This is a genomic window from Sphingomonas sp. BK580 (genome assembly GCF_014194975.1).
Lineage (GTDB): Bacteria > Pseudomonadota > Alphaproteobacteria > Sphingomonadales > Sphingomonadaceae > Sphingomonas.
The window spans coordinates 123,796-136,338 of record NZ_JACIAY010000010.1 but is presented as its reverse complement, the minus strand read 5'-3'; the positions used below and the strand labels follow the sequence as shown (position 1 = coordinate 136,338).

At 68.0% G+C, this 12,543-nt stretch carries 9 protein-coding genes and 2 tRNA genes; 3 read left to right on the top strand and 8 right to left on the bottom strand.

Annotated features, from left to right (window positions below; translation table 11 throughout):
• Positions 1 to 246 precede the first annotated feature (246 nt).
• The 7 genes from FHY05_RS16820 to FHY05_RS16790 form a co-directional block, all read right to left on the bottom strand.
• Positions 247 to 2,169 carry an ATP-binding protein gene (locus FHY05_RS16820; RefSeq protein WP_260181646.1) on the bottom strand — a complete coding sequence of 641 codons (1,923 nt, stop codon included), beginning with the start codon at positions 2,167 to 2,169 and terminating at the stop codon, positions 247 to 249.
• 278 nt (positions 2,170 to 2,447) lie between these two features.
• Entirely contained in the window at positions 2,448 to 3,461 is a 1,014-nt protein-coding gene (rtcA, locus tag FHY05_RS16815; RefSeq protein WP_183945598.1) for an RNA 3'-terminal phosphate cyclase, read from the bottom strand.
• A complete protein-coding gene (locus FHY05_RS16810; RefSeq protein WP_183945597.1) occupies positions 3,458 to 4,255 on the bottom strand; it encodes a nucleotidyltransferase domain-containing protein in 798 nt (265 codons plus the stop codon). Before FHY05_RS16810 ends, rtcA begins: the two co-directional genes overlap by 4 nt.
• 79 nt (positions 4,256 to 4,334) lie before the next feature.
• Positions 4,335 to 5,558, bottom strand: coding sequence for an RtcB family protein (locus tag FHY05_RS16805; RefSeq protein WP_183945596.1), 1,224 nt, complete (start codon positions 5,556 to 5,558; stop codon positions 4,335 to 4,337).
• A gap of 330 nt (positions 5,559 to 5,888) precedes the next feature.
• A tRNA-OTHER gene (locus FHY05_RS16800) sits at positions 5,889 to 6,012 on the bottom strand.
• A 242-nt stretch (positions 6,013 to 6,254) separates the two neighbouring features.
• Positions 6,255 to 7,790, bottom strand: a complete 1,536-nt coding sequence (locus tag FHY05_RS16795; RefSeq protein WP_183945595.1) for an RNA-binding protein — start codon at positions 7,788 to 7,790, stop codon at positions 6,255 to 6,257.
• A gap of 20 nt (positions 7,791 to 7,810) precedes the next feature.
• Positions 7,811 to 7,888: transfer RNA gene (locus FHY05_RS16790), tRNA-Pro, on the bottom strand.
• Positions 7,889 to 8,136: 248 nt separating this feature from the next.
• On the opposite strand from FHY05_RS16790, the gene rtcR reads away from it, so the two are divergent.
• Both rtcR and FHY05_RS16780 read left to right on the top strand, forming a co-directional pair.
• Positions 8,137 to 9,720 (top strand): RNA repair transcriptional activator RtcR, encoded by a 1,584-nt coding sequence (gene rtcR / locus FHY05_RS16785; protein ID WP_183945594.1) that lies wholly within the window; start codon positions 8,137 to 8,139, stop codon positions 9,718 to 9,720.
• Between the two features lie 204 nt (positions 9,721 to 9,924).
• Entirely contained in the window at positions 9,925 to 10,395 is a 471-nt protein-coding gene (locus FHY05_RS16780; protein ID WP_183945593.1) for a hypothetical protein, read from the top strand.
• Between the two features lie 60 nt (positions 10,396 to 10,455).
• Here the strand turns inward: FHY05_RS16780 and FHY05_RS16775 are convergent, their stop codons facing one another.
• Positions 10,456 to 10,905: a hypothetical protein gene (locus FHY05_RS16775; protein ID WP_183945592.1), complete on the bottom strand. Its 450-nt coding sequence runs from the start codon at positions 10,903 to 10,905 to the stop codon at positions 10,456 to 10,458.
• A 332-nt stretch (positions 10,906 to 11,237) separates the two neighbouring features.
• Between FHY05_RS16775 and FHY05_RS16770 the strand changes: the two genes are divergently transcribed.
• Entirely contained in the window at positions 11,238 to 12,260 is a 1,023-nt protein-coding gene (locus tag FHY05_RS16770) for an IS110 family transposase (RefSeq protein WP_183945591.1), read from the top strand.
• The last annotated feature ends 283 nt before the right edge of the window (positions 12,261 to 12,543 follow it).

Sequence of the window (12,543 nt, the reverse complement as noted above, 5' to 3'; positions counted from 1 at the left end):
CACGTTGGCGTGGTGTTGCAGGCCTTGATCGATGTCAACGCCGGCTACCGTTAGCTTTCACAACCTGACGAGCCCGGAATGGAGTCACGAGAGCTAACGTGCTCGAACGCATTAATACGATCTCAGCTCAGGGAACTTAGAGTCGGAGGTCCACACGCGTTTGAGCGGCACCGGAAACCAGACACTCGTTCAGACTCGGCAATCACGCCCAAGCTACACCCTCGGCTGAGATCACCGGATCATCGGTTAAAACCCGATCTTGACCGACAAGGATGGCTTCGCGGCCGCCTCAAGCCGCAAGCGTCCTACCAGATCCTCCGCACCTCTGGCCGGCGCAAAGCGGAGCTGGCGGGCTACTACAGCAAAGTCGCCGGGGGTGAGACCGTCGACTTCCGCTAACGCTGCCGGAGCCGAAGTCCCGAAGAACCGCTCGAACGCGCGCGCCGCCCGCTCCCGACCGAGTGGCGCGAGGCGCAGCTTGAACACGAAGCGACGCAGCGTTGCAGGATCGAGCCGGTGTTCGTGGTTGGTCGCCGCAATCACAGGCAGTGGGTGGCGGTCGAGCCAGGTCAGCAGCTCGTTGACCTGCCCGACCTCCCAGCTCGTCCGCGCTGTGGTGCGGTCGAACAGGAGCGAGTCCGCCTCGTCGAAGAGCAGCACCGCCTCGCGCCGGCGTGCCTCGGCGAAGGCGTCGGCGATCTGCGCCTCGGTCTCTCCGACCCACTTGGACAGCAGGTCGGACGCGCGCTTGACCAGCAGCGGCCGGTCCACGGCGCGGGCGAGGTGGTGCGCGAAGGCGGTCTTGCCCGTCCCGGGCGCGCCGGTGAGGAGCAGCGACACGTCCGCCGCCTCGTTCATGCCTGCGATCAGGCGGTCGAAGGCAAGATCGGTCTCGAACAGGTCGAGGTCGAAAGCAGGCGCACCGGGCGCCGGCATCGCGCCGCCCCGGAGCGCGCGAACAAGTGCCTCCGCCGCCCGCGTGCCGCCATCCGCCTCGCCCGCAAGCCGACCTGCACGCGCGGCGACGCGAAGCACCGTCGCGGTCTCGGGCGCAGCATCCAGCAACGTGCCGAAGTGCTCACCCGGGAGCACCCGCTCGTCCGCCGCGACCCGCTCCAGCATCGCCTGTGCGGCGCGGCGCGACGGCAGGTCGAGCTTCAGGACGAAGCTCATCCGTCGCAGGATCGCGCCGTCGATGTTGCCGAGCGCGTTGGTGGTCCAGATCACCGGGACCGGGTTCGCCTCCAGCAACCGGTTGACGAACACCTTGCTGCCCTCGCGCTTGGCGAACCAGTCGCCGCCCGAGGGGCGTGCGTCGCCGATCAGGTCCTCCATCTCGTCGAACAGGAGCACCGCACCCTTGCGGCCGGCGAGCAGCCGCTGCGCCAAGCCGAGCGCGGCGACCCGCTCCCAGCGGTTCGGCTCCTCGCCGTCCTCGTCCGCCTCGCCGACCGCGTGGAGCGCCGCGCCGGCCGCCGCGGCGAGCGTGCGGGCGAGCTCGGTCTTGCCGGTGCCGGGCGGGCCGTGGATCAGGATGTTGACGCCTGCCGCTCCCTCGGCGAGCGCGCCGGCCAGCAGGCGGACGAGGAAGTCGGCGTCCGCGACATGCCCGAAGTCGGCAAGCGACAGCGTCGCCGGCTGCCGCTGGCCGACGAGCGCGTCGAGCATCGCCTCGCCGCCAGCCGGCGCGCGATCGAGCAGCCGCTCCAGCGTCCAGCGGATGTTAACCTCGACCTCGCCCTGCCGGTTCGCGACGAAGCTCGCCAGATCGAGCCGAACGGGCACGCTGCGCCGGACGGCTCGGTCCGCCTCGTGCGGCGCGGCTCCGGCGAGTTCGCCCAGCAGCAGCGGCAGGTCATGGCCGTGGCGGCTTGCCACTCGCGCGAGCGCACCGACGCGCGGGAGACGGTCGCACGCCACCATCAGCCGCAAGAGCGCGGCGTCGAACGGCGCCAGCACCAGCAACTCCGCCAGCGCATCCGCCAGTTCCAGCACCTGCGGCCGGACCGAGGCCAAGCGCGGCTCCGCCACCCCGGCCAGCAGCACGTCCCAGGTCAGTTCGTCTTCGCACGCTGGCACCAGCCATTCGGCGTGCGGCTGCGCCCATTCCAGCACCGCCCTGGCCAGCGGCGCCGTCGCGGGCACGCCGCCCGCCACCCGGAGCAGCATGCTTTGGACAATCGCATGTTCGTCCATGATAGTCCCACAATGGCATCGGACGCGCGGCAGCACCACGCGCATCCTGGTCTCGTCAGTTCTGTGTCGAGGTGCGGGGCCGGCGAAAGCCGACCTGCGCTCACGTCGTGGGACGTCTTACGCGAAGGGTCGGCAACCACCGGACCGATCACCGCGATAGGCGGTCATGTCCAGCAATGCAGTCACTCCTTGGGCGTTCGCCGATGAGGGCGAACGGCGCGGCCGATAGCAGACAATCGCTACGGCCGCAATCAGGCGAACGTAACCCGGTGCTCCCCTCCCTCTTGCTGGACGAAGCTGGTCCGCTTGCCCGTGAAGTGCTCGATCACCGCCGCCGCGGTGCGGGCATGTTCGCTCGGCTTCACTGTCGTGAACGTCCCGCCGCCCGCGACCGCCGTCGGCAGCAGCAGCTGGTCGGCGAGGTACGGCCCGGCAAAGGCGTCGCAGGCGAGATAGCCGCGCATGCGCGCGCATGCCTGACGCGCAAGGCTCTCGGCCGTTACGCCGAGCCGGCCGAAGCCGCTGACGATCTCCGTCGCATGCTCGAAGCGCGCCTCGAGCAGCAGGATGTTGCCCGGCCCCTGATCCTCGGGCAGCTCGCGGACATAGCTCTCGCGCTCGGACCAGCCGAGGTCCTTGCGGACGACGGCGATCTCCCGCTCGGCGATGGAGAACGGCAGCCCGGCGGATAGCGCGCACGCGCTCACCTCCAGCGCTGCACCCCGCGTCAGGCACTCGATCTGCCGTAGCGGCGCCGGCTCGATTACCACCTCGATCTGCCCGCCACCGCGCGGGTAGAAGCCGTGGCGCACCAACTTCGCCTCGACTCGCGGTCCCATGCGGTTGATGATCGGCAGGAAGACGCGGGCGATGAAGTCGAACGGCGGGCCCAGCATGTTGTGCGTGCCCCCCTCCAGCACCAGCCGCGAGGGTGCGCCGGCTAGCAAGAGCGGCATCAGCACCGTCTGGAGAACAAGCCCTGTTGAGCCCGCGGTGCCGACCGCGAACCGGTAGTCGCCGGGCGTGACGCGGCCCGGGCGGAAGGTGACCTCGGACGAGCCCACCGTCAGCCCCTCGCACTCGCCTCCGCCGATCGTGCATGCGGCCTCAACTGCGGTGACGTGCTGGCGCATCAGCCCCGGCTTGGACCGGCGCGCGCGGACATTGGTAATGCGGACAGGCTCGCCGGTGACGAGCGACAGCGCGCACGCGTTGCGCACCACCTGTCCCCCGCCCTCGCCTTCCGATCCGTCGATCGTGATCATGTATTCACCAGTTCCAGAAACAACTTATCGGCCTCTGCCTGTAGCCTCGGGTCGGACGTCGTCGCCCGAACTTCGCCCGCTCGCGCGAGTTCGTCACGGATGAGCGCATCGAGGTCTGGCAGCCGCCTCCCGTTCGCGCGCTCGTTGGTCCGCCGCTTGGCCTCGACCAGATCGCCGATCTGCGTCACCAGCGATGCCGGTAGATCGACCGCCGCAACCAGCTCTTGTAGGCTCATAGCCGGGCGCTCACCGGGCCGCTCCCGCAGGCAGCGAATCGCCAGCGCCGGGCGCAGCGCGTAGAAGTACTTCTTGACCGGAACCGCATCGTCGCCCGCTAGCCAGCGGTCCGCGGCATTGCGGCCGAGGCTGGCGTAGTGATGCGCCAGCGCGCGTGGATCGAGCACCGCATCCGCCAGTGCTGCCCATTGCGCCACAATCGCGTAGTCGGGCCGGTAGCGGATCGGCGAGCCGACCCATTCGCTGACAACCGCGTTCGACTTGAGCAGCAGCCCGAGCGCCTTGCGGACATCCCAGCCGTTGAGGTCGATCTCGTCCTCGATCGGTGTCTCGATCACGTCGCGGCCGGGCGTGAGCGACAGGTACCAGTCGCGCCGCCGCACATAGACGAAGCGAACGTCGTAGTCGCTGTCGAGCGACGGAAAACCCCAGGCGCGCGAACCGGACTCGACCGCGAGTAGCAGGCGCACGTCATGCTCCTCCTCGATGGCAGTCAGCCGCGCGTCGATTTCCTGGCGGATCGCGGGCGCGATCGCGTCCTCCTGCACCGTATTCATTCTTCGCTCCCGTTCCGGCTGCTTGCGCAGTCGGTGAAGCGGCGGCGACATGCCCCCGGCATGTCGCTGTTCCGCCGCCTCACCCCTTGACGCACACCACCTGCTTCAATGTGTGGACGATCTCGACCAGGTCGGCCTGCGCCGCCATCACCGCCTCGATCGGCTTGTAGGCCTTGGGCGTCTCGTCGATCACGCCCTCGTCCTTGCGGCATTCGACGCCGGCGGTGTCGGCGATGTGCTCGTCAAGCGTCACCAGCTTCTTGGCCTGCGTCCGGCTCATCACGCGGCCGGCGCCGTGCGAGCAGCTATCGAACGACTCCGGATTGCCCAGTCCGCGCACGATGAACGACTTGGCGCCCATCGAGCCCGGGATGATCCCCATCACCCCCTTGGCCGCGCGCACCGCGCCCTTGCGGGTCACCAGCACGTTCTCGCCGAAATGGTTCTCGCGCGTGACGTAGTTGTGGTGGCAGTTCACCGCCTCCAGCTCCGCCTCGAACGGCTTGGCAATCGCACCGCGAAGCGCCGCGATGACGTTGGTCATCATCATCCGCCGATTCAGCGCCGCATAGTCCTGCGCCCAGCCGACCGCCTCGACATAGTCGTCGAAATGCTCGGTCCCTTCTGGGAAGTAGGCGAGGTCCTCGTCGGGCAGGTTGACGAACCAGCGGCGCATGTCCTGCTTCGCTAGCTCGATGAAGAAGCTGCCGATCGCGTTGCCGACCCCGCGCGACCCCGAATGCAGCATCACCCACACCACGCCGGCCTCGTCGAGGCACAGCTCGATGAAGTGGTTGCCGGTGCCCAGCGTGCCGAGGTGGACCAGGTTGTTGGTCTTCGCCAGCTTCGGATATTTTTCGCAGAGCCGCTGGAAGCGCTGGGCGAGCGAGCCCCACGCCTCGACGATCGCGGGCGGGGGCGAACCCCAGGAGCCCGGATCGCGCTTGCCCTGCTTGACGTCGCGGCCGTGCGGGACGGCCCGCTCGATCGCCGAGCGCACCCCCTCCAGATTGTCAGGCAGGTCGCTCGCCATCAAGGAGGTGCGCGCCGCCATCATGCCGCAGCCGATGTCGACGCCGACCGCGGCCGGGATGATCGCGCCCTTAGTCGGGATCACCGAGCCGACGGTCGCGCCGATGCCGACATGGACGTCGGGCATGGCGGCCACGTGCTTGAACACGAACGGCATCTGCGCCGCCCGCGCGAGCTGGTCGCGCGCCTTGTCGTCGACCGGCACGCCGCGCGTCCAGCTCTTGATCGGCACGCCGCCCTGGATGGGCTGGAACTCGTAGGTCGTCGTCATGGTCCTGGTCCTTGTATCCGGTCGTGGCGACGAGTGGGTGCGAGACAGCCTGATGCTCTAACCGCTGAGCTACGGGGCCGAAGCCCCGGCCGGAGTCGAACCGGCGACACTCAAGTTCATGTAGTCCCGCGGGCATTCGCCACGGTTGTTGTGTTCGCTGCCGGCGACGAGGTTCGGCGAGACCGTGTCTTCTGAGCTATCCGGTGAACCGGAGGCGGGATCGAACCGCCGACCTCCCGTGGCAAGCACGGGTGCTCTCCCATGTAGTCCCACCAGCATTCGCCGGCGTAGTTTTCGGTACTGGCGACGAGAGTGGCGAGACTTCCGGGTTGCCCGGGGGCGGAGTCGAACCGCCTATACCGATGTAGTCCCGCCGGCATTCGGCAGCTTGATGGTGGTCACGGCGACGAGGTGGTGACCGGACGTTCCTGCTCTACCGCTGAGCTACCCGGCCACATGATGGCCGGGGCGGGACTCGAACCCGCGACACGGGGTTTATCAGACCATGTAGTCCGGTCGGCATTCGCTGTGTGTTGATGGGCCGTGGCGACGAGAAGTAGCGAGAGCGTCCTTTGAGCTACGGTGTCTGCCGGGGGCCTCGAACCCCATCTTCCGGTTTCCCGGCTGCTCTACTCTGGACGTGCGGGTTTCCCCTGGTGACATGTACTCCCGCCGGCATTCGCCACGGCCTTGTTCCTATACCTCCGTATCGTTGACCATTTTGACCCAGTCGCGCGTCTGCCCTTCGGCGAACCGCGCCACCGTCTCGAACACGGCGTCGGAGAAGCCCCCGACGTTCAGGATGTCTGCCCGACCTGCCGCCTGGGTGGTCCCGTGCGGCTGGATGTCGACGCAGACGAGCTTCGCGCTCGGGTCACGACGCTTCAGCCGCTCCCACTCCTGCATCGTCGCCGTTGCCCCGGAGCCCCGCGCGTCGACCCAGGACTGGTTGTCCGAGACGATCACCACCAGGTCCACCGCCGCCCGCTCGCTGTTGAGCAGTGCGAGCGGCGCCGACACGTTGGTCCCGCCCCCGCCGACCGCCGCCAGCTTCGCCGCGTTAACGGCGAGGCGGGCGTTGGGATCGAGCGCCACGTCGACCACACCGACCTCAAACGGCAGCACGCGGGCGTGCCGGTTGGTTCGGAGCATCGCCGCCGCGATCAACGCCGCGACATCGATGCACCGCACGGTCGAGCTCGCCCCCTTGCGGATGCCGGTCGCCGGCGAGCTCATCGACCCGGACACGTCCGGGCAGACGACCACGTTGCCCGCGACCTGCGGCACCTTGGCGAGCGAAGCCTCGAGCGCCGTCTCCAGCGCTGCCTGCACGGCGAGCGGCACCCCTTCCCCCACCGACCGCAACGCGACCAGCAGCTGGTAAGGCAGCACGCCACTCACGGGTATGGCCAGCCGGCCCGCGACCGTCTCGGTCACCCCCGCCACGCCGAACGCGCCGTTGCGCGCCAGCGTGTTGAGATTGATCCGAAGCGCCTGCCAGCCCATCCGCCCCGCCAGCTCGCCGCACTGCTCCGCCGTCAGCGGATGCGCGGTGAGCCACTCGAACGGCACGGGCGCCAGCGGCAGCGTCGCGTCGCGCTTCCACGCCTCGAAGGCGACGATCTCGGCGGGCAGCGCGGCCGTGTCGTACGGCTTGCCGATCAGCCAGCCGTAAAACGCCCGCCGCTCCGCATCCGCGGGCTTCGGGTGCACCATCCGCACGATGTCGGCGAGGCTCGGGGACGTACCCGTCGCCGCGGCCATCAGGTCGCGGATCGAGGCGCGCTCCAGCCACAGCGTCACCAGCCGCTTGGGCCGCGAGCCGAGCGACGTCCGCCCGACCTGGCCCGAGCGCAGGATTTGCACATAGCTGCGCAGCATCCGCCCGGTATCGACCACCCGCCCAAAGACGCGGACCGCGAGGTCGGGATCGGCGACCGTGAGATACGCCGCCAGCAGCGCCGGCATGTCCTTCATCGCGCCCGCCTGACGAGCGTAGACCGCCGCCTTCGCTACGAACAGCGGATCGCACCCGCGCGCCGCCTCCAGCGCCTCGGCGAGGTGCTGCTGCGCGGTCGCGTAGAAGCTGTCGGCGAGCGTGCCCGTCGCGGCGAGCTGCGCGAGCTTCGCCTCCGGCCCATAGCCATAGGCCGGCGCCGCCTCGCGGTTCACCGCATCGGTCTTGGGCAGCAGCTCCGCCACCGCGTTTGCGAACAATCCCTTGTTGGCCATCGTCCAACTCCCTCGTAATCTGGTCAGGACGGCAGGATTTGAACCTGCGACCTTCCGCTCCCACGGCGGACGCTCTGCACTAACTGAGCTACGCCCTGCTTCGCTTCGGGGGCGGCCGGCCCATTCCGGCCGCCCCTGCCGCGCTGTCGCCGGACCGCTTCCGATCCGACGTGATCAACATTGCAGAGGGTGTGCCAACTCGCCGGCATCAGGATCAGAAATCTTCTAAGCCGCTGTTCGCAGGTCAGTATTCCGCGTCTTGCGGCGATAGTCCGCCTCTGAGCCTTCACCAGGCCAGCTCAGAAAGCCTATCGACCAGTATCTCTGCTTATCCTAACGTATCAGCATGAAACCGCTCGTCGTCCTCGGCTTCCTCGGCTCCACCCTTGACGCCAGCAAGTTTGGCCCGTCGCGCTGGAACAAGTGGCGCCCATCCGTCGGGCTGACGATGCACGAGGACCTGCGCGTCGACCGCTTCGTGCTGCTCCACGGCGCGCAGCACACCCGCCTCGCCACCTACATTACCGAGGACATTGCGGCCGTCTCGCCCGAGACGCGGGTCGAGCCGCACGTGATCGACTTCGCCAACCCGTGGGACTTCGAGGAGGTCTACGGCAAGCTCCTCGATTTCGCCCGCGCCTACCCGTTCGACCCGGAGGCGGAGGACTATCTCGTCCACATCACGACCGGAACGCACGTCGCGCAGATCTGCCTCTTCCTGCTGACCGAGGCGCACTATCTCCCCGGCCGCCTGCTCCAGACCCAGCCCCGGCGCGGGAGCACCGAAGCCGCCGGCACCTGGACCGCGATCGACCTCGACCTGTCGCGCTACGACAGCATCGCCACCCGCTTCGCGGCCGCGACGGCAGAGAGCACCAGCTTCCTGAAATCCGGCATCGAGACCCGCAACGCGGCCTTCAACCGCATGATCGAGGAGATCGAGCAGGTCGCGATCCGGTCCAGGGCGCCGCTGCTGCTGATGGGGCCGACCGGCGCCGGCAAGAGCCAGCTCGCGCGCCGCATCACCGAGCTGAAGCGGGCGCGCCGGCAGGTGAAGGGGCCGCTGGTCGAGGTGAACTGCGCCACGCTGAAGGGCGACGGCGCGATGTCGGCGCTGTTCGGCCACCGCAAGGGCGCCTTCACCGGCGCGGTCGCCGACCGGCCCGGGCTGCTCCGCTCGGCCGATACGGGCATGCTGTTCCTCGACGAGATCGGCGAGCTCGGCCTCGACGAGCAGGCGATGATCCTGCGCGCGATCGAGGACAAGCGCTTCCTCCCCGTCGGCTCGGACAGGGAGGTGGAGAGCGACTTCCAGCTGATCGCCGGCACCAACCGCGACCTCGCCGCCTGCGTGGCGCAGGGCACCTTCCGCGACGACCTCTACGCGCGCCTGAACCTGTGGACCTTCGCGCTCCCCGGCCTCGCCGACCGGCGCGAGGACATCGCCCCCAACCTCGACTATGAACTCGACCGCCATGCCGAGCGCGAGGTCGACCGGGTGACGTTCAACAAGGAGGCCCGCGAGCGATACCTCGCCTTCGCGACCGGCCCCGAGGCGCGCTGGCCCGGCAACTTCCGCGATCTTGCCGCGAGCGTCACCCGCATGGCGACCTTCAGCCCCAAGGGCCGCATCGATCTCGCCTGCGTGGAGAGCGAGATCGCGCGGCTGAGGCGGCTCTGGACCGGCAGTCAAGTCGAGCCTGACCAACTCGAAGGCCTGCTGCCCGAAGCGGCACTGGCCACCCTCGACCCGTTCGACCGCGTCCAGCTCGCGCACGTCGTCGCAACGTGCCGATCGAGCCGTTCGCTGTCCGAAGCAGGCCGCGTGCTGTTCGCGGCCTCCCGCACGCAGAAGAGCTCGTCGAACGACGCGGATCGGCTGCGCAAATACCTCGCCCGCTTCGACCTAAACTGGCTACAGCTGACCTGACGTTGAGACCCAGACCCAGAACCAGTCATCCAGATGCCCCTCCCCGCTTCTCGACTGCGGCCGCTCGTTCATCTCGCCGCTCGAGCCTTCCGGGCGCTCTTCGTCGCGGTTCGTCTGGCCTGATTAGAGACTGACAGGTAACCCGCGCCACAGCTAAGCGGGTTCGGGCTAGCGTCCAGGCTGTGTCGAGCATAGCGTGTGCGTGTGATCGATCTCCGCGCCGCTCTGGGGACGTCAATCGTGCATGTCATGCTGTGCGGGACGCTGGTCGGCGTCTTCTCGCCCATTCCGCTCGTCTACGTGGATCCCGACTTTGCTTTCATCGACCGGAACATCGTGACGCCGCCTGCCGTCTACTCGATTGACGCGCCGCTCGTGGCGGGCGTCTCCCCCGAAATCGCCACTCTCGCCATCGCGTTAAGCGGTTGCCGCCATCGAGCGCGGCTCGACCGTTTCCCACGCCTGCTCGGGTCGGTTCGGGTTGCGGTACCCCGCAACGAGACAGCCTGCCTGCGCGTCGCTCCCAATGGCCGCGTGGATCGGGTACGCATTGAGGGTGCTTCCGCTGCCGAGCGGCGCTACGTCGAGCGCTACGTGGCGGACTTTCGGTTCGAGCCCGCTTTGCGCGGTGGGCAGCCCGTCGGCGCATGGGTGACGCTCACACCTCGTCGCTAAGCGTGCAACGGGAGCGCCGGCCGGTGACGAGACAAGCGGCGTCATCGATACGGGGCCGTGCTACTCCCGCTTGGCGAGCAGCGGTACGACGTTCGACCACCAGGCGCGGACGCTGTTCTCAGAACGCCTGGTGGCGGCAGCCTCCGCTAAGCTGTTCGAGAGGCTGTCCGGGATACCGCGCCCGTTCCGCTCGATCGTGGCAACGAGAGTGGCGGCGGTTTCCCGGACCGTCGCAGCCGACGGAGATGCGGCGAGCAGCTCGGGCACGCTGTACGGGTCGGACTCTACGACCGCCCACAATGCCTCGGCGCACGCGTTCGCCGGGATAAGCTCGTCGTCGAACAGCCAGAAATCCCTACCTTGAAGAGGATCGTCATAGAGCTCGATGTGGATCAGCACGATGTTCCCGGCCCACTGGATCCAGTCGCCGTCGAAACCCGCGCCTGCGAAGACACGCGCCGCCAGGTAGAGATCGTGACGTTCGGGGTGAAGCCATGCGTACGTGCCCATGGCTCGTTGTGATGAGCTGCCGCCATCCTGGCAAGCGAACCGCCGGCACATCGATCCGTGCCGATGCGCACATCTGGGAACCTCCCCCCCCATGATCGAACCTTGGCGGCAGAGCCACCGCATTCACCTCTGCAGCCCCTAGCATCCTCGACGATAGACCGCATTCGGCTCATCCGCATGGCACGCCTCTAAGCAACTCGAAAGCGACGGAGAAAGTGTAATCGTGGCCCCTTTCCCGCTCGTGGCGACCCAATAGCGTTGGGTTGGACGCCCCCTGACGGCATCGATGTGCCAGAAGCGGAAGTGTTGAAACACCACTGCAGGAGGCGTCCGTGAGTGAGGTTAGCACAGTCGGCATCGATCTGGCGAAGTCGGTTTTTCAGGTGGACGGTGCGGATGCGAGCGGCGGGGTCGTGTTCCGCAAGAAGCTACGGTGGAATCAGGTACTGCCCTTTTTCTCGTCCTTGCCGCGGTGCGTCGTCGCGATGGAGGCGTGCGCGAGTTCGCATTACTGGGCGCGTGAGCTCGCTGCGATCGGGCACGACACCAGGCTGATCCCGCCGGCGTACGTGAAGCCGTTCGTCAAACGGCAGAAGAACGACATGGCCGACGCGGAGGCGATCTGCGAGGCCGCGCAGCGACCGACGATGCGGTTTGTTCAAGGTAAGAGCGCTGAAGCGCAGGCTTCGGCGGTTGTGTTCCGAACGCGCGACCTGCTCGTGCGCCAGCGAACCCAGCTGATCAATGCCCTGCGCGGGCACCTCAACGAGTTCGGCTACATCGTTCGGCAGGGTGTCGGGCACGTCGGCAAGCTCGTCGAGATCGTCGCCGACCCGGCGTCCGACGTACCGGCAGTGGCGCGGCCAGTACTGGCCGTCATGGCACAGGGCTTACAGGCGCTACAGGAGCAGATCGCCCTTCTAGACCGTGAGATCGTTAGCCGGGCAAAGGCGGACGCGGTCGCGAAGCGGCTGATGACGATCCCCGGTGTCGGCCCCGTGACAGCGACCGCGCTGGTGGCGCTGGCGCCGGCCGCCAGCACTTTTCGTCGCGGGCGCGACTTCGCCGCCTGGCTCGGTCTCGTTCCTCGACAGCACTCGAGCGGCGGCAAGGAACGGCTTGGGCGCACGACCAGGATGGGCGAGCGCAGCTTGCGGCGCCTGCTGATCCTGGGGGCAAGCTCGGCAACAAAGGTCGCGGCGCGCGAGCCCGAGACGGCCAGCGCGTGGTTGGCAGGCATGCTCGCGCGCAAGCCGCGCATGCTGGTCACCGTCGCGTTCGCGAATAAGATGGCACGGATCGTCTGGGCGCTGATGGCGCACGGCGGCACCTACAGAGCTCCGGCCGCGGCGTAACCGGCAAGGCTTGAGGCGTCAGGTACGCAGAGAAGGTCAGCAGAGAGGAATGGCGCAACGGTCAGAAGACGGGGTCGGGAAAACCAGTGAAATGACCAGGCGCCCTGAGCGCGCAAAAGCGATCTGGACCCGATCCGCGATCTCCATTCAGGCCAGCAGCCGTGATGAAGGCTGCATCGACAGGCCGGACACACGGAAGCACCTGAACCCGCGCTAAAATCTCTTCAACACCCTCTTGCATCCGAAGGGGCGTCCACACACGGTCACTCAGGCCGAACCGCGG

Excerpts from the sequence above, each read along its gene's own strand:
- FHY05_RS16775 (WP_183945592.1), bottom strand. The coding sequence starts at position 10,905 with ATGGGCACGTACGCATGGCTTCACCCCGAACGTCACGATCTCTACCTG.
- rtcA (WP_183945598.1), bottom strand. The coding sequence starts at position 3,461 with ATGATCACGATCGACGGATCGGAAGGCGAGGGCGGGGGACAGGTGGTG.
- FHY05_RS16805 (WP_183945596.1), bottom strand. The coding sequence starts at position 5,558 with ATGACGACGACCTACGAGTTCCAGCCCATCCAGGGCGGCGTGCCGATC.
- rtcR (WP_183945594.1), top strand. The coding sequence starts at position 8,137 with ATGAAACCGCTCGTCGTCCTCGGCTTCCTCGGCTCCACCCTTGACGCC.
- FHY05_RS16820 (WP_260181646.1), bottom strand. The coding sequence starts at position 2,169 with ATGCTGCTCCGGGTGGCGGGCGGCGTGCCCGCGACGGCGCCGCTGGCC.
- FHY05_RS16810 (WP_183945597.1), bottom strand. The coding sequence starts at position 4,255 with ATGAATACGGTGCAGGAGGACGCGATCGCGCCCGCGATCCGCCAGGAA.
- FHY05_RS16795 (WP_183945595.1), bottom strand. The coding sequence starts at position 7,790 with ATGGCCAACAAGGGATTGTTCGCAAACGCGGTGGCGGAGCTGCTGCCC.